A 17,263-nucleotide genomic window follows, 5' to 3' on the forward strand; every position below is an offset into this window, starting at 1 on the left:
GCGTGACGCAGAAAGGCAGGCATAGACTAGTGCTCTAATACCAAGCAGCATTAAGGAAGTTCTATGCACAAGTATTTGTTGCGCAAAGCCGATATCGAAGCCTTTGAAGGTTTGCAAAAGGTACATTTTCTGAATGCCAATGCGGTTCGCACCAATAAATCCCTGGGCGATTTAACGGGTCTCACTGGTTTTGGTTTTCATCTGATCGAAATTGCACCTGGTCGTGATTCCACGGAATACCATAATCACTATTACGAGGATGAATGTGTTTATGTCCTTCAGGGGCAAGGTATTGCCAGAATTGGTGAGCAATATCATGACATTGGCCCCGGTGATTTTATTGGCTACTGCAAAGGCGGCCTGGCGCACAGTCTGCACAACAATGGCAATGACATGCTCCGCTGCATTGTGGTGGGGGAACGCCGTGAACACGATATGGCGGATTATCCGGATAAACAAAAGCGCATTTATCGCAATCAGGGCCAATTCTGGGATCTGGTGGATATTGAGGCTATTGTTCATCCGCAGGCCGGGCGCAAAATTTAGCCTTAGGCTGCTATCTGGCAAATGTTGCGGTGACATCATTGGCAGATCTATCGGTTAGCCCGCGAGTTTCGCATGCTCGCGTATTTAAGCTATGCCAAGCTATTGATATCAAAGCCCTAACTGGGTACTGTCTGGGGCTGGCTGCGGATGAAGTGTAGCAGGGACTAAACAGGGCGTCGGAGACACTCCGACCCATTACCAAGAGACTGGGTTATGGCATACGATTTTGGCGCCAACACACTGGGGATTAAAAACCCCTTTAAATTCGAAGGCTTCGTTAAACTGATGGGCGGTGTGCTTATCTGTGCACTGGCGGTGGTACCGCTGCTCGGCATTAGCGAGGCCCTTAAGCAGGACATGGTTAAGGCCTGGGTTAATGCGGGTCTTGGCTTGATACTGCTGATTTGGGGGCTGCAACAGTCTGGCATCGGCTTATTCCAGATGTTTAAGTATTTTGTCGGGCGCTCGGTGCCCACTTCTCTGGCGCAAAATTTTAATCCCAGTGAACGGGAAAATGCGCAACAGGAAGAAGCAGTGACCGAATACCAGGCAGAAGAGTTGGAATCCATGCTGATGGGACGAAAGAACTCCACCTTTAAGGAGCCGATAGGCTGGACGGCCAGACTCATTCATACCCTGTTGCCCAGGTTGATTTTCACCCCTTACCCGATTCGTAATTTTGTTCAGGAACTGGGCAGTCTGGTGGTGACATCAGTGATGGCACTGGTGGTGTTTGCCGTTGCCTACTTTGTTTCAGTGTCTGGTCTGGTGGGGGATGCCGGGACGATGATCACACCCATATTGTCGGTGATGCTGCTGCTGTATCTGATTATGGCCTGGCGGGCCATGGCCTCTTCACTGGTATCGGCTCGCAACCGTCAGTTGCACAGTAAAAATGCCGCCGGTATCGCTAAATTGCTGGTGATTGCCATAGTGATACCTGTAGCGCTGGGTTATTTGTATGCCCAGTTTAGTGAGGCAACCCGCCAAGAACTGGCGCTGTGGTTTGACAATGTGCTGGTGTTTAGCGCCTGGGGTAATCTGGCTTTGCTGTTTGTTATCAGTCTGGCGGTGATTGCCGCATCAGCCATGATGATCCGCGAACGCTTCACTCTGGCTCAGCCCAAGACCGAAGTGGCGGAATTTCGTGAGAATCTGCAGGAGTCGGTGCATCCCAATGAGATTTTTATCAATATCGAAAATATAGTGCTGGCCAATCGCCGCTACAAGGAAATTCCCAATCGCATTTATCAGGGCTTTGAGCCTGTACTGCAGGAACAAAGCCAGGGTAAGGGCAACTTTCGCGGCCAGTTGTTAATTGAAACACAGCCCGAAGTGCATGAAATGGAATACAGCAATGTATTTAAGCAGTTTCGCATGCTGTCCACTCTGGTTGGGCAGGCCCTGGTTGTCGTGGCAGCCCTGCTGTTCTACTTTATGATTGGCAGTGCTTACGAGGTTTACGCCTTTGCCAGCGAACGTTTGACCAATCTGGACAGGCTGGCCGACAGCCAAATGATGGCGGTGCTGGCGGAGTTTGGCCCGCTGGCGTCATCGCTGCTGGTGCTGTTCTTCAGTTGGCAAACGGTGCTGGCCGGAGGGCGTATTCTGGAGCGAGGCACGCATTTATTCTGGTCGGAAATGCAGTTTTCCAGCCTGCTGATGTGGATGAAAACCGAAGGCACTTATACAGAGAGCAAAATTTCTACCGGTATGGCCATACATGATTCCACCCGCTCAGAGAACGTGGTGGTGCGCAGCTCCATTACCCCCTGGATCATAACCTCCAGAATCACCACCTCTACTTTTGCTACCAGCGGCACCCGTAATCTGGAAATGCCCCGTTATGTACTCAGCCTGTCAAAAAATACCGACGAGCTGGACACCATCGTCAAAGAAATCAAAGGCTTTCTGCGCGGTCGCGAGGCTATCGCATCGATTACCAATGAAAAAGATCTGCATAACGCCGAAACGATTTTCCAGGTTAATCAGGCGTCTCGCGCCCCGATGTTGGATACCGATAAGCAACAAAAGCTGGAAGAAGCCGGGGCGTTCAGACGTATCGAAGAAGACCCGTCCGCGGCCGATGACAGCCTGGACCAACCAAAATCTTAACAGGGCGCTATGTCGCCCTTTGTTTATATATAACCGACAAGGAGTTGATGCATGAAGCTGGAATCCCTGGCCTTGCACCATGGCTATGAATCTGAAGCCACCACCAAGGCGGCTGCCGTACCTATTTATCAGACCACCTCTTATACCTTTGACAGTACTCAGCATGGTGCGGATCTGTTTGACTTAAAAGTACAGGGCAATATTTATACCCGCATTATGAATCCGACCACGGCCGTGCTGGAACAGCGTGTGGCAGTCATGGAAGGGGGCATTGGTGGTTTAGCCCTGGCCTCAGGCATGGCGGCGATTACTTATGCGATTCAGTGTTTGTGTGAGGTGGGCAGCAATATTGTCAGCACCAGCCAACTCTACGGTGGCACCTACAATCTGTTTGCCCATACCTTCCCGCGTCAGGGTATCGAAGTACGTATGTGCTCTCACGACGACTACCAGGCTTTCGAAGACGCCATTGACGAAAACACCAAAGCGCTGTTTTGTGAGTCTATCGGTAACCCGGCCGGTAACGTGGTGGACATACAGAAACTGGCTGAAATCGGCCTTCGTCATGGCGTACCGCTGATTGTGGACAACACCGTGGCCACGCCTTATTTGTGCCGTCCTATTGAGCAGGGAGCCGCTATTGTGGTGCATTCTCTGACCAAGTACATTGGCGGGCACGGTGTGGCCGTGGGCGGTATTATTGTCGATTCTGGTCAGTTTGACTGGGCAGCCAATAAGGCGCGTTTCCCTCTATTAAACGAACCCGATCCTTCTTATCACGGTGTGGTGTATACCGAAGCGCTGGGACCGGCGGCTTATATTGGTCGCTGTCGTGTGGTGCCGCTGCGTAATACCGGTGCGGCCATTTCGCCTTTCAATGCCTTCCAAATCCTGCAGGGGCTGGAAACCCTGGGCCTGCGTATGGATCGTCATTGTGACAACGCCCTGCAACTGGCGCGCTATCTGTCTGATCATCCACAGGTGTCCTGGGTGAACTATGCCGGTTTAGCTGACAGCCCCTATCAGGCAAGCTGTCAGAAAATCACCGGTGGTAAAGCCTCCGGCATTCTGAGCTTTGGTATCAAAGGCGGGAAAGAAGCGGGCGGGCGTTTTATCGATGCACTGCAAATGATCCTGCGCCTGGTCAATATTGGCGATGCCAAATCTCTGGCCTGTCATCCAGCCTCTACCACCCATCGCCAGTTAAATGACGAGGAACTGAAAAAAGCCGGCGTCAGTGCCGATCTTATCCGTATCTCGGTAGGTATCGAGCATATCGACGATATTATTGCTGATGTGGCTCAGGCGCTGGATGCGGTAGGTAAATAGCAGTGAGTTGTGCGCAGAATCCGTCTGGCCGTTATTTGGAGGTTGATAGCAGCCGGATTTATTATGAGCTGGCAGGCAACCCGCAGGGGAAAGCCTTGCTGATATTGCACGGTGGTTTGGGATCCAGCCGGGAAATGGCCTGCCTGCAGGCCCATGTTGCCGAGGACTACCAACTGATCAGCATGGACTTTCGCGGCCATGGTCGTTCCACCTTGGGGCAACAACCGCTGAGCTATGCCCGTTATCAACAGGATGCCGAAGCCTTACTCAACCACCTGGGTGTTGAGCAATATTCCGTGCTGGGCTTCAGTGACGGCGGTATTGTGGCCTATCGTCTGGCTGCAAGCCATCCCGGCAGGGTCGCGCGATTAATTGCTATCGGCGCGCAGTGGCGGCTTTTGCCAGACGATCCGTCAATTGAGATCCTTAAGGGCTTAACCGCGAATTTCTGGCGTCAACGCTTCGCAGGCGATGTAACCTGGTACCAAAGCGCTAACCCAGAGCCTGACTTTGATTTGCTGGTCGACAGGGTCAAGGAGGTCTGGCTGGATAGTGCTGAATCCGGTTACCCCAATAAATTGGTGGAGCAGGTACGCTGTCCGGTATTGCAGATCCGCGGCGACAAGGACTTTTTGTTTTCGCTGCATGAAGCCTGTGCGTTGGCAGAGCGGTTGCAGCACAGCGATTTGTGCAATGTCCCCTTTGCCAGCCATGCCGTGCATCAGGAAGCGCCAGACATAGTGGGACCGGTAGTAAAACGTTTTTTGCTTACTTAACCTACGTCGGTAGAGATTTTTTCGACTCTGATAATACGGCTAAACCAGTGAGCTTTTGGGTAGTCGATGCGCAGTGAAAAACATTCTGTCTTAAACACCAGTTGGAAGTGGTTTGTTGCGGTTTCCCTGATACTGCTCAGCACATAGCTGTTCAGAAAAGGGGTAAAGCTGTACTTGCCAACCACTTTTAGCTGTTTACTTAACACTATCACCTCGCAGCCTTCTTCAAAGGGACAGTCCCAACTGAGCAATAGCAGGTAGTAGTCCTTTAGCTCAAACTGCTGCTCGATAACATAGCCTGGAATCAGTATGCCGAGGCTTTTACCCCGGTAATATAGCAAAGAGGATAAGGGCCACTGATGGTAGTCGTCTTGATGCTTTTGTAGGGAAAATAAATCTATGGCTAACATACTGGGTTACAGCTTAATTAAGGACAGCTTGCCACGCAGATTGGTCAGCATGGTTTCCTGGGTTTGCTGACCATGCAGGCCGTCGAGCAGGGTCATAAAGTAGCAGTCCATCAGCAGGTTGGCGGCAATAGCATGATACTGAGTGCGAGAGAACAACTTATGTTTAAAGTCCTCCAGCTCTGCTTCCAGCTCATCCCACTGCCAGATTAATTCCCTGAACAATTCGCGGCTGAATTCCCGTTGCCCAAGGTAAAAATCATATAGATAGCTTGCGTAATGTTGCAGCCTGTCTTTAGGGTTAGCTTTTACATCCGTTTCCCCGGCTTTTGCCAGCGTGGCATCCAGCTTGTCCTGCAGGCCTTCTTTTAATAAATCCAACTTAGTGGGGAAGTGAGAGAATATCGTTCCGGTCGCAACCTGCGCGGCATTGGCAATCTGCCGGGTACTGGTTTGTGCATAGCCGTGCTCAGCAAAAAGTTGCCAGGCTGCAGTCATTATTTGCTTACGGGTTTGCTGCTTTTTGTCCATCTTTCCTTCCAGTCTGGCGCCGCAGGTTTTGCATATTCTAGTTGAAAAATGAGCGCGCTCAAAATACATTAATGAGCGCGCTCATTTTTAAAGGTTAAGTGATGAAGGGTTTCTGTATTCGTATTCTTGGGTATGTGTTGTTTCTGCCCTTCCTGTTCTTCTACAGCTATATTCTCGGCCCGGTTTTAAAGGCCGTATTGGTGCCTGGAGGACTGATGTTGTTGTTTTTGATCCAGGGCTGGAAAGATGGCGTAAAGCCATACCTTGCTTGTATTCAAGAACAAAAATCCCGCACAAATGCTTTGATACAAACTAAGCGTTGAGTCGCGATGAGGTAAGCAGCAGAATGCGTAGTATGAAGAATAATAAATTGTTAATTGCGGCTGGTAGCGCCAGCCTGATTGCCGCTATTACTCATTTGCTGGTCATTGTGGGTGGGCCTGACTGGTACCGCTTCTTTGGTGCAGGTGAACAAATGGCGCAGATGGCGGCGCAGGGTAGCAGTTACCCTGCCTTGTTAACCCTGGCTATCAGTGCGGTATTGGGTGTTTGGGCAGCCTATGCGTTTAGCGCCGCTGGACGGATTCGTCCACTCCCCCTGTTGCGTACGGCGATGTGTTTAATCAGCTTTGTGTATTTGTTTCGCGGACTTTATGGTCTGTTTATTGTGGTGGTGGATGATTATAAGTTCTTCGAGCAGGTGTTAGAACGACCGGTATTTATGCTGGTGAGTTCGTCTATATGTCTGGCGATCGGCTGCTTGTACAGTGTTGGCCTGATAAAACAGTGGCCTTACTTGCGCTCAACATAGAGGTTTTTTGAGAATGGATATTCATAAAGACTGGGCGATGATTCGCCGGATCTTCGCCCAGAGTTTCAGCTCGTCCTCCCATTATGCCATCGCCAGTGTAGGGGAGGACGGCTTACCCCATGTTACGCCAATAGGCTCATTGATGCTCACCGAGCCAGGCAAGGGCCTGTTCTTTGAAAAGTTTACCCGCCAGCTACCCATTAATATCAGTCACAACGCCAATATCTGCGTGCTGGCGGTAAATAGTGGCCGCTGGTTTTGGCTGAAATCGTTGCTCAAAGGCCGTTTTGACAGCTGGCCGGCGTTAAGGCTGAAAGGGATAGCCGGAGAGCGCAGAGACGCCACGGAAGACGAATGTCAGCGTTGGTTTAAACGGGTAAACGCCATGTCTTTTACTAAGGGCTATGACCTGATGTGGAAAGACATGTGTCAGGTTAGGGAACTGCATTTTCATACCGTGGAGCCAGTTAGAATTGGTGCCATGACCAACGGATTGCTGTAACCCCTATGCCAGATTTGCTTAACCTTCCAAGCGATGCAGTGATTCGCGATGAGATGCAAACGTCTTGGTTTGCAGACTGCCACAGTGTCATGATTGCTTATCAGGGCCAGTCGGCGCTGAGCTTGTTTTTACAAATGGCCGCACAGACTCCCGCCTGGATAGATGGCTTGATGTGGATGCGCAATAAACTGGTATCCATGTTTGGTTTGAAAGACTTAGGTCTGTTGGGTGCACTGGATAGCCAGCGCATCGACACGGACTATCAGATTGGTGAGCGGGTGGGGATCTTCACCCTGGCAGCCAATCGTTTTCATGAGGTACTGTTGCAGGCCAGCCGCCAGCCCAGTCAGAGAAATCCCTGATCTGCTACCCTATCACATAGCTGCATCAGAGTTGGCCAGCGCAAAATGAGGTTGTTACATCCACTCAGTGGGCATGGAACACAGTGCAACGATGAATTGAATCTGTGTTCCATGCTTTGATAAGTCTATGCCTGCCTTTAAGGATTGCGGATTTTGTCCCGCACCCAAATTCCGGCTTCCTTGAGGCTATTCACTGTCCAATTGCCACTGGAACAGGTGCCGGTTTTCCATACAGCACCACTTCTGAAATCATCCGAATAATTCCAGTTGGTCCAACTGATTTTCTTTTGCTTCATTAAATCCAGGTACAACTGGGCAATGACAAAGTCATTCTGGCCGTCACCGGTATAGGTTTGTGAACCCCATTCTGTAACAAATACCGGCAGATGGTCTGCTGCATAAGCCAGCGCATCGCGATAAACCTGCTGATGCGAAGCCGCATAGAAATGGAAGCCATACATAATATTGGGCTGCATGATGGGGTTGTTGATAATATCCTGTGGCGAGCCACCGTCAGACACCCCCATTGACGCCCAGCCGTGGGTACCTACCAATACCACCGCATCTGCATCTATCTGGCGGATCAGCGGGATCATCTGCTCAGCGTAGGATTTAATCGCGGCCCAGGACACATTATTGGGTTCGTTGGCAATATCGTAGATCACATTAATCTTATTCTGATGTGTAGTGACCACATCAGTGAAAAATTGCTGCGCCAGTTGTAAATTGGCGTTGGGATCGCCCGGCGTCAATTGATGCCAGTCCACCAGCGCATACATTCCTCTGGCCGTTACTTCGTCAATAATGGTATTCACCTGTGCGGTAAAGGCGGCCGGGTTGCTGGCATAACCGCCTTCCTGCACATAGAGGGAGATTCTGACGATATCCGCCTGCCAGTCCTGAGCGAGGGCATCCAGCGAGGCAGGGGTTACGCAGTTATTCCAGCCATACCACTGCAAGCCATGTGTGCTCATGCCTCGCAGCTGTACCACTTGATTATTTTCACCACATAGCTGGTTGCCACAGACATGTAACTGGCCATGGCGCTGTACTGGAGTGTCAACAGGGTCTGGGGGATTGCTAGTGTCACATTGCTGCACAAACCGCCATACACCCCATTGGGCGTCCGGATCGGGTTGCTGCCCCTGTGTCCACCAGGCTGCCTGGTATTCGACATCGTTGAATACTGCCTTGTCGCCACCCAGGTAAATGGTCTGGGCTTGCCATAGATCGCTGGTACAAGGGCTGGCATAGCTAACGGTGGAATAAAGCAGTGCGGTTAAAATGAAAGTAAGACAGTAACGATACATAGTGAGTCCTTCCTCTGATATTGGACATGTATTCAGCCCTGGCATCTGTGTCATTCAGATCAGTTCAGGGTAAAGCTGACTATCATCCCAAGTGTTATTGATATGTAAACTTATCGATTTGCAACTTGAAAAGTAACATTTAAAAACAACGGTTTATATTTGTTACTATATGTTTAATAACGTTATTTTCATTCCGTCATTCTCTTTATTAATTTGTAAATTACATTTACAAAAGGTGTTTCTTGTTCAAATATAACACGTGGTGGTTAATTATCCACCAATCACGGTGTGGTTCATCAAACCATGTTTGAACCATGCGTTTGACACTGTCTTCACTCTCATTGTTTAGGAATTAATAATGAACAGGATATTGAAAGGACTGATGTTTGCCGGGGCGGCTATCTGCGCGAACCTGCAGGCTGCCGATCAACTTGCCCCCTCTGTTGCGCCTCCTGGCGGCTTAATTGCCCAGGAAGTCCCGATGTTTGTCTCATTTGGCTTTGATGATAACGGCTTTAGTGGTGATCCTGCCGCCGGCAATGGCACAGGCGGCATGAAATGGGCGATTGAGCTATTTAAAAACCGTACCAACCCGCCCGGCGTTGGTAACCCGGGCACCTTTGACGGTATGCCCGCGCGCGTAACGTTTTTCCTGACATGTGGCTATGCCACCAACATTACGGTGGAAAGTCCCTACTATGTGAAGAAGATCTGGCGCGAAGCCTATACGGACGGGCATGAGATTGGCAATCACACAATGACCCATGCCACTGGCGGGCGCACCCGCAGTGAGGCCGGCTGGCAACAGCAGATAAACGACTGTCAGCAATTTCTCACCGCGCCTTTCGATGCCAATGAACAGCCAGGGGCGATTAACCCCAATTCGGGAATAGGTGTACCTGTTAACCAGATAAAAGGTTTCCGCACGCCCTTTTTGGAGTTTAACGACAATACATTTAAAGCCATGCAGCAAGCGGGCTTCACTTATGACAGCAGTATCGAAGAAGGCTGGCAGTTTGGGCAAAGCGGTGGCCAGCACAATTGGCCATATACATTGGACTTTGGTAGCCCTGGTAACGAAGTGAAAGTGGGCTGGGGGAATTCAGAGCCTATCAGTACTTACCCAGGGTTTTGGGAGATCCCCGTTTACCCTTTTATTGTTCCTGATGATGCCAGTGCACCGGCGTATGGCATCAATTATTCACTACGTGACAAAGCCGCGGCGGCAGTGTCCTGGTTTGATGTGAATACCGGCAAGATTACCGGCTTTGATTATAACCTGATGTATTTCTATCCGTTTAACAAGCAAGAGTTGCTGGCGGTATTCAAGCATACCCTGGATGTGCGGCTGGCAGGTAACAGGGCACCGATGATGATTGGTGCACACACCGATTACTACAATGACAGCAACAGTCCTGACGCTGCCATGCGTAGGGAAGTTATTGCAGAATTTGTCGATTATGCCATGAGTAAACCCGAAGTCAGGTTTGTGCGCTATGACCAACTACTGGACTGGATGCGCACCCCGGTTGCGTTAGATCCAAATGGACCTGTGTATTACCAGGTGTCGGCCGAAGTAGTTGCTCACGAAGTACCTGGTAATCAATGCACTGAACCGGCCTGGGGTGCGTCATCGGTGTATGTGGGCGGCAGCAGAGTCTCTCACAGTAATGCTATCTGGCAAGCCAAATGGTGGACTCAAGGTGATGAGCCAGGCGCTGCCAGTTGGGGCCCATGGAATCATATTGAAGCATGCAATGGTACAGTGATTGAGTATTACGGCAGTGTTTCGCCTGCCGGAGCTGTGGCGGTGGAAGAAGGCCAGACGCAAATTTTCAGCTTTGTGCCTGACTCAGGCTATGAGGTGGACTATGTTGAGGTCAATGGGATAATCCAACCACATCCAGGTTCATCCAATAGCTTTACCCTGGGACCGGTGAATGCGGATGCCAATCTGAAAGTACGCTTTAAGCAAACGACTCCCTGAACCTTTTAGCGAACTGTCCCCGGCCTGGCCGGGGATGTGTTGCGGGTTATTGCGGGTAAATTATCAGAATTTTACCCGGGGCAATGTGGTCAGTATCCAGATTGTTCCAGCTTTTTAACTGGTTGGTTTTAACCCCATGACGGCGGGCTATTTTCCATAAGCTGTCGCCGCTTTGCACCTGATACTGCAGTTCATTGGTAGCCAGCGTCTGGCTACTGCTACCTGCCGGAATTGGCAGCAGCAAGGTGCGGCCTGCGCGAATATGATTGGATTTTAACTGGTTCAGGAATTTAATGTCCTGGATATCCAGTTTGTAGCGCTGGGCAATCACACTCAGGCTGTCACCCGGTTGAATTTTATACCTCAGCCAGTTGACATTCTGCATGGGCGGCAGGTTGTCCAGTTGCTGTGCAAACAAGCGCTCTTTATCGGCCGGGATCAGCAGATGGTTGGCGTCCTTGGCCATCGCCGGAAATCGCTTATGACCAGGATTCAAAGCCGTTAATTGCTGATTGGAGATACCTGTCAGGGTTGCCACCAGGCTCAGATCCAGCGGGTACTCTAAGGCCACTTTACTCAGTGCTTTTTGATTGGCAATGGCGGGGAAGTGCATACCGTAGTCTTCGGAATGTTTTAGCAGGGCCGCGGCGGCCAGTAATTTAGGCACGTAGCGGCGGGTTTCCTGGGGTAAGTCCAGGGCAAAAAAGTCGGTGGACTTGCCCCTGGCTTTATTACGTTCGATAGCCCTGGCCACTCTGCCTTCACCGGCATTATAGGCTGCCAGGGCGTGTAACCAGTTGCCATCAAAACGGCCATGCAGGTATTCAAAGAAGCTCAGCGCCGCATCCGTGGCTTGCACTACATCCAAACGGCCGTCATACCACCAGTCAATATCAATACCATGATGTTTGGCCAGCAGCGGCGTCAGTTGCCACAGGCCGCAGGCATGGGCGGCAGAACAAGCCTTGATATTAAAGTCACTCTCAAATAAAGGGATCAGCGCCAATTCAAGGGGCAGGTCGCGCGCTTCTACCTGTTCCACTATATAGAGTAAAAAGGGCGCGGCACGGTCACTGATCACCTGCATATAGTTGGGGTGCTGCAGATACCAATCTATGCGCTCGCGCACTTTGGGGTGTTTCGACACCGGCATTTGCAGTTGCATACGGATTCGTTGCCACACATCGTCCACTTGCTCTGGCCTTAGTACAACTGGAGCAGGCTCAGGCTTTTCAACAACAGCTGGCGCTGTATAAATTTCTGTCTCAGGTTGATTCACACTGACGGGCACCTCTGGTACTTCTGTACTCTGGCACCCCAGCAGCAACCAGCCTGACCCCATAAAAATAGCTAAGCGTTTGATTAACAACAAAATCTATTACCGCTTTAAAATCGCAAAGGCGGGACTATAGCATGGTCGTCATGTTAAACAGAACAGGCAGCGTCAAAGTGCAATACCTGCTTACAACTGCTTGGTAACGCTGGCAATATGGCCGCGGGTAAGATTGAGTAAAATAAAAATAAAGGGACAACCGATGCTAAATCGCTTTTTAGGCCTTATGGGGCTTTTGCCACTGACGCTATCAGCCCAGTCGTTGCTGATCGAAAACGCCACTGTATTGTCACCAGAACGAAACCAGCCACTGACGTCTGCTTATGTGCGGGTGGAAAATGGCAGGGTTACACAGGTGTCATCCGCGCCGATTCAGGCAAAGCTAGGCGAAATCAGGCTGGATGCGAGCAATCAGTTTCTTATCCCCGGCCTGATGGACAGCCATGTGCATGTATCACAAATGCCGGGCCTGTTGCCAGATGGTGAGCCTAAGGCCCTGCAGCAACAGTTTGAAATCCAGCAGCCGCGTAGCTACTTGTATTTCGGCGTAACCCAATTGCTGGACCCTTCGCAATCCGCTGCCCAACTCGCCACATTTAAGCGTCAGCCACAACACCCTGATATTTATCACTGCGGCGCTACGCCCATTTTGGGAGGTTACCCTACGGTGTTTACCGGCCCTGAGCAGGCCAGCAAAATATTCAGCTATATGATTATTCAGGCCGATGTGCAGCAACCTATTCCAGCAGGATTAAATCCAGCCGAGCATACGCCTGAAGCCGTGGTTGCAAAAATGGCTGAAGACGGCGCCAGCTGCGTAAAAGTGTTTATTGAAGACGGTTTTGGAACGCGCAGCGACTGGCCGAATATCAGTGCGGAGTTGCTGGCCAGAGTGAAGCAGGCCGCCAAACAATATAATCTGCCGGTGATGGCACATGCTAACGCCATTGATATGCAAAAAATCGCCGTGGATGCGGATTTGGATATCATGGCCCATGGTATGTGGAACTGGAACCAGTATCGGGCAGCACAGGATGTACCCGATGCTATTCGTCAGATATTGGATAAGGTTTTGCAAAGTGGCATGACGTACCAGGCGACCTTTAATGTGATGGACGGTCTGACCAACATTATGTTGCCCAACGCCCTGGCCGATAGCAACTACACCAAGGTGGTACCGGCGGATATCCTGACCTGGTATCACAGTGAACCTGCACAGTGGTTTAAACAGGAACTGTTAAGGGATTTTGAGGGATTACCGGCAGAGCGGATTGCGCTGATTCAACAGCAGACTATTTCGCAAGGCGAAAGGGTGATTAAGTACCTTTATGGCAAAGGCCATCCCATGGTGCTGGCGTCGGACACGCCGTCTTCGCCCACCTATGTGGCCCAGCCTGGGTTGTCCACCTTTAATGAACTCAAGCATATGCATCAGGTGGGGATCAGCCTCAAAGATATTCTTGCCGCCGCGACCATCAACAATGCCCGCGCTTTTGGCCTTAGCCAGGACTACGGCAGCATTGAAGCAGGCAAGGTGGCCAATCTGTTATTGTTAAATGCCAATCCACTTGAGAATATCCAGGCCTACGACAGTCTGGACAAGATTATTTTGCACGGCGAAGTCATCGACAGGCAAAGTCTGGCCGCTACGCAATAACCGAACTTAAATACCAACAGGAGTGAAGTGTGCGACCTATTGCATTAGTGACCGGTGCCAGCCGGGGTATTGGCGCAGCAACGGCAAGGTTACTGGCCAAGCAGGGCTATGATCTGTGTTTGAACTACCGTCAGCAAGCCGCTGCGGCTGAAGCGCTGGCGGCAGAACTGCAGGATAGCGGTGCTCGCGTGCTCACTGTACAAGCTGATGTGGCGGATGAAGCCCAGGTGGTGACCATGTTCCAGCGTATCGACCAGGAATTGGGGCCGCTCTATGCCCTGGTCAATAATGTGGGGGTGTTAAAGCACCAAAGCCGGCTGGTGGATATGGATGCCGCGCGTATCAATCATATTCTGACCACTAATGTAACCAGCGCCTTTATTTGTAGCCGTGAGGCGGTGAAACGCATGTCCAGGGAGTTTGGTGGTTTGGGCGGCGTTATTGTCAATGTTTCATCGGCGGCGTCTAAATACGGCTCGCCCAATGAATATATTGATTACGCTGCCAGTAAAGGTGCGATGGATACCCTGACGCTAGGCCTGGCTGGTGAAGTAGCCGGGCAGGGCATTCGGGTTAATGCGGTACGCCCCGGTTTCATCGACACCGATATTCATGCTGATGGCGGTGAGCCGGGCCGCATTGAACGGGTCAAAAGTGCGATTCCACTCAAACGTGGCGGCCATCCCGATGAAGTGGCCAATGTAATTGCCTTTTTACTTAGCGACCAGGCTTCGTATATGACAGGTAGCTTGTTGGATGTGGCGGGCGGCCGCTAATGCCGGTTTGATACAGGTCACGAAAACCACGAAAACCACGAAAACCACGAACTACAGAAAAGTTTTACCGCTGAGCCGCAGAGCTAACAGAGTATTCGCAGAAAAATGTTAAGTCCTCTTAACGGTCACTGCGGCGGGTGGTGAAACATTCATCCAGACTACCTGGTCATCTTTGCTGACTATGTAGAAGTGGCATTCTTTAAGGAAAAATATGAGTTCTTCTATATGTATTAGTCTGGTGCAAATGGCGAGTCTGCGCGGACAGTTGGAAGCTAATCTGCAAACCCATTTGCGGGCTATTGCCTTATCGGCGCAGCACCAGGCCGATGTCGTGATGTTTCCCGAATTATCTTTAACCGGCTATGAGTTGGATCTGGCCGCTGAGCTGGCCATTAACGAGCAGCATCAAATTGTTCAGACCCTGTCTGACGCCGCGATTGAACACAATGTATTAGTTATTACGGGTTGTCCAATGCCAGCACAGCAGGGCAAAGCCCATATTGGTGCATTATTGTGTTTTGCCGACGGGCGGGTGCTGAGCTACCAAAAACAATATCTACACCAGGGCGAAGCACAGTTTTGTGCACCGGGCTCACAACCCTGCCATTTTGAGGTTAAAGGCCACAATCTGGCACTGGCGATTTGTGCCGATTTTGCCGACCCGCGCCATGCTCAGCAAGCCAGACAAGCCAACATCGACATTTATCTGGCCAGTGCGCTGATTACAGCGGGTGGCTACGCCGCTGACAGCGAGATCCTCGCCGGTATCGCGCAACAAGGGCAATGTCAGGTGCTGCTGGCCAACTATATTGGGCAAACCGGCGGCTGGCAGGCTTGTGGGCAAAGCGCCATCTGGAACAGCCAGGGGAAACAGGTTTTTGCCGCTGATGATAGTGCGTGTCTGGTGTTATGTGATATTCGCGATGGACAAAGCGCAGCCCGGCGCGTGCCTATTTAATGCATACAGAATGCTGGATGCGGTAAGTGGCTTTTTCATGACGAGTGCATCGCGGTAAAGTGGCAGGGAGTTGAAGAAAAATAGAATAACGAGAACGCTATGAAAACCTGCACATCACTACTGTTCGCGGCTGGTCTGCTATTGTCAGCCCATGGCGCTGAGGCGCAAAAAATTGCCCTGGTGGGGTTCAACCTGCTGGATATGGAAAACCTCGAGGTGGTCAGGGACCAGACTTTGGTGATAGAAGGCTCCAAAATCCTGGCATTAGGGGCGCGCCAATCGCTTAAACTGGACAGTGACACCACCAGGGTCGACTTAAGCGGCAAGTACATTTTACCAGGACTTATCGATGCGCATACGCACCATGGCACCGAGCCTGAAAGGGGAGACAATCCCCAGCTCACCAAATCCCGCCTGCAGGCGCTGTTAAGAGGTGGCGTAACCACAGTGCGGGATATGGGCGGCGATATTCGTGTGTTGCGTCACTGGCAGCGCCTAGCGCAATTGGACGAGATCCAATCGCCGGATATTTATTACTCTGTGATTATCGGTGGCGCCAGCTTTTTTAGCGATCCGCGCACTCAGGCGTCCGCTAAAGGTGCCATACCAGGGCAAGTGGATTGGATGCGCGCGGTGGATGACAACACCGATTTTGACGCGCTGATGCAACGCACGCTGGGTACAGGTGCCACCGGCATTAAAATTTATGCTCAGGTGCCGGCCCATCTGATCAGAAAGTTAAGTGACGCGGCCAAACGGCATGGCGTAAAAGTCTGGTCTCATGCCTATATCGGCCCGGATAAGCCCAGTGACGTGATAGAGGCTGGCGTGGAAACCATTTCTCATACCCCGGATTTATCGGCACAAATCATTCCACACTATGAAAACTGGCGACGTAAAGATCTACCGGTAGATAATAATACCCTGGCTGCATCCTTGGCATCGGCCAGTTATACCGACCTGCTGAATACCCTGCGCGACAAAGGCACCATCCTGGATGCCACTATCAGCGTATTTGAGCAGTTAAAAGACCGTAATAACAACAGCGCCAGCGTCTACCAACATACCGCCATGCTGACCAGGCTGGCCCACCAGGCCGGTGTGACCATTGCCGCGGGTACGGATTTTCAGGCGGATAAAGCCGGATTGCCTTATCCGATGCTGCACCACGAGTTACAACTGCTGGTGGACGATGCCGGTATGACACCGCTGCAAGCTTTGCAGGCGGCCACATTGAATGGTGCCAAAGTGTTGGGAATGCAGGACAGTATCGGCAGCATAGGTAAAGGGAAAATGGCGAATTTATTGGTGCTGAATCAGGACCCCAGCCAGAACATCCAGCACAGCCGGGATATTTATGCAGTGATCAAACATGGCCATTTTGTCTATCGCGGTGATGATGCGCGCTTACCTTTTGTCAGCGCCCGGCAAGCGGCAGGTATGCTGTATATGTCAGGGCAGATTGGCAACTTCCCTGGCACTCTGACGCTGGCGGGAGAGGGCATCGACATGCAGATGCATCAGACCATGCAAAATATTGGCGCGGTGCTTAAAGAACATAATCTGGGATTTAACGACGTGGTGAAATGCACCCTGATGCTGGCAGATATTGGCGATTGGGCCAAGGCGTCTGAGGTGTATAAAAGCTACTTTCAATCTGCTTTGCCGGCGCGTAGTGCCTTTGCTGCAGCCGGGCTGGCATTAGATGCCAAAGTGGAAGTGGAATGCCTGGCCGCGCTCCGATAAGCAGAAACATAGCAGCCCAGCTATTTACGATCAGGCAGGCATATCACAATCTGCAAAGTGCTTAACATAGGTGGCTTTGGGCCTGAATAGCACGCTAGCTTCAGGCCTCTGCTTGAC

General features: G+C 51.1%; 17 protein-coding genes. 13 read left to right on the forward strand and 4 right to left on the reverse strand.

Translation table 11 applies throughout. The features are described from left to right. Positions 1–63: 63 nt before the first annotated feature. The 4 genes from CSR04_RS10165 (at position 64) to CSR04_RS10180 (ending at position 4,766) form a co-directional block, all read left to right on the forward strand. The gene (locus CSR04_RS10165; RefSeq protein WP_102796175.1) at positions 64–546 is read left to right on the forward strand and encodes a cupin domain-containing protein; all 483 of its coding nucleotides are present in this window, start codon (positions 64–66) and stop codon (positions 544–546) included. A 213-nt stretch (positions 547–759) separates the two neighbouring features. Beyond that, entirely contained in the window at positions 760–2,661 is a 1,902-nt protein-coding gene (locus tag CSR04_RS10170) for a hypothetical protein (protein WP_102796176.1), read from the forward strand. Between the two features lie 51 nt (positions 2,662–2,712). Further along, entirely contained in the window at positions 2,713–3,990 is a 1,278-nt protein-coding gene (locus CSR04_RS10175) for an O-acetylhomoserine aminocarboxypropyltransferase/cysteine synthase family protein (protein ID WP_102796177.1), read from the forward strand. 2 nt (positions 3,991–3,992) lie between these two features. After that, on the forward strand, positions 3,993–4,766 hold the full coding sequence (locus tag CSR04_RS10180; RefSeq protein WP_102796178.1) for an alpha/beta fold hydrolase: 774 nt from the start codon (positions 3,993–3,995) through the stop codon (positions 4,764–4,766). Here the strand turns inward: CSR04_RS10180 and CSR04_RS10185 are convergent. Beyond that, positions 4,763–5,176: a hypothetical protein gene (locus CSR04_RS10185; protein ID WP_102796179.1), complete on the reverse strand. Its 414-nt coding sequence runs from the start codon at positions 5,174–5,176 to the stop codon at positions 4,763–4,765. The two genes, CSR04_RS10180 and CSR04_RS10185, sit on opposite strands and share 4 nt — an antisense overlap. Positions 5,177–5,182: 6 nt before the next feature. Beyond that, positions 5,183–5,704 carry a TetR/AcrR family transcriptional regulator gene (locus tag CSR04_RS10190; protein WP_102796180.1) on the reverse strand — a complete coding sequence of 174 codons (522 nt, stop codon included), beginning with the start codon at positions 5,702–5,704 and terminating at the stop codon, positions 5,183–5,185. 101 nt (positions 5,705–5,805) lie between these two features. On the opposite strand from CSR04_RS10190, the gene CSR04_RS10195 reads away from it, so the two are divergent. Genes CSR04_RS10195 through CSR04_RS10210 form a run of 4 tightly spaced genes read left to right on the forward strand, consistent with a single transcriptional unit; the run spans position 5,806 to position 7,379 of the window. Beyond that, positions 5,806–6,027 carry a hypothetical protein gene (locus CSR04_RS10195; RefSeq protein WP_102796181.1) on the forward strand — a complete coding sequence of 74 codons (222 nt, stop codon included), beginning with the start codon at positions 5,806–5,808 and terminating at the stop codon, positions 6,025–6,027. Between the two features lie 32 nt (positions 6,028–6,059). After that, complete coding sequence (locus CSR04_RS10200; protein WP_102796182.1) at positions 6,060–6,515, forward strand: hypothetical protein; 456 nt, start codon at positions 6,060–6,062, stop codon at positions 6,513–6,515. A gap of 13 nt (positions 6,516–6,528) precedes the next feature. Then, the gene (locus CSR04_RS10205) at positions 6,529–7,017 is read left to right on the forward strand and encodes a pyridoxamine 5'-phosphate oxidase family protein (protein ID WP_146027146.1); all 489 of its coding nucleotides are present in this window, start codon (positions 6,529–6,531) and stop codon (positions 7,015–7,017) included. A gap of 5 nt (positions 7,018–7,022) precedes the next feature. Beyond that, positions 7,023–7,379: a DUF2867 domain-containing protein gene (locus CSR04_RS10210; protein ID WP_102796184.1), complete on the forward strand. Its 357-nt coding sequence runs from the start codon at positions 7,023–7,025 to the stop codon at positions 7,377–7,379. 137 nt (positions 7,380–7,516) lie between these two features. Here CSR04_RS10210 and CSR04_RS10215 read toward each other — a convergent pair whose 3' ends face one another. Further along, a complete protein-coding gene (locus CSR04_RS10215; protein ID WP_102796185.1) occupies positions 7,517–8,689 on the reverse strand; it encodes a cellulase family glycosylhydrolase in 1,173 nt (390 codons plus the stop codon). Between the two features lie 358 nt (positions 8,690–9,047). On the opposite strand from CSR04_RS10215, the gene CSR04_RS10220 reads away from it, so the two are divergent. After that, a complete protein-coding gene (locus CSR04_RS10220; protein WP_102796186.1) occupies positions 9,048–10,676 on the forward strand; it encodes a polysaccharide deacetylase family protein in 1,629 nt (542 codons plus the stop codon). Between the two features lie 46 nt (positions 10,677–10,722). On the opposite strand, the gene CSR04_RS10225 is transcribed toward CSR04_RS10220, so the two are convergent. After that, a complete protein-coding gene (locus CSR04_RS10225) occupies positions 10,723–12,048 on the reverse strand; it encodes a LysM peptidoglycan-binding domain-containing protein (protein ID WP_245921519.1) in 1,326 nt (441 codons plus the stop codon). 163 nt (positions 12,049–12,211) lie between these two features. Here CSR04_RS10225 and CSR04_RS10230 point away from each other — a divergent pair, with 163 nt between their 5' ends. From CSR04_RS10230 to CSR04_RS25210, 4 genes are all read left to right on the forward strand, one after another. Next, positions 12,212–13,666, forward strand: coding sequence for an amidohydrolase family protein (locus CSR04_RS10230; RefSeq protein ID WP_102796187.1), 1,455 nt, complete (start codon positions 12,212–12,214; stop codon positions 13,664–13,666). Between the two features lie 29 nt (positions 13,667–13,695). After that, a complete protein-coding gene (locus CSR04_RS10235) occupies positions 13,696–14,442 on the forward strand; it encodes an SDR family oxidoreductase (protein WP_102796188.1) in 747 nt (248 codons plus the stop codon). A 211-nt stretch (positions 14,443–14,653) separates the two neighbouring features. Beyond that, entirely contained in the window at positions 14,654–15,400 is a 747-nt protein-coding gene (locus tag CSR04_RS10240; protein ID WP_102796189.1) for a carbon-nitrogen hydrolase family protein, read from the forward strand. A gap of 99 nt (positions 15,401–15,499) precedes the next feature. Continuing rightward, positions 15,500–17,146 (forward strand): amidohydrolase family protein, encoded by a 1,647-nt coding sequence (locus CSR04_RS25210; protein WP_102796190.1) that lies wholly within the window; start codon positions 15,500–15,502, stop codon positions 17,144–17,146. Positions 17,147–17,263 lie beyond the last annotated feature (117 nt).

The sequence above is a fragment of the Bowmanella denitrificans genome (assembly GCF_002887595.1).
Lineage (GTDB): Bacteria > Pseudomonadota > Gammaproteobacteria > Enterobacterales > Alteromonadaceae > Bowmanella > Bowmanella denitrificans.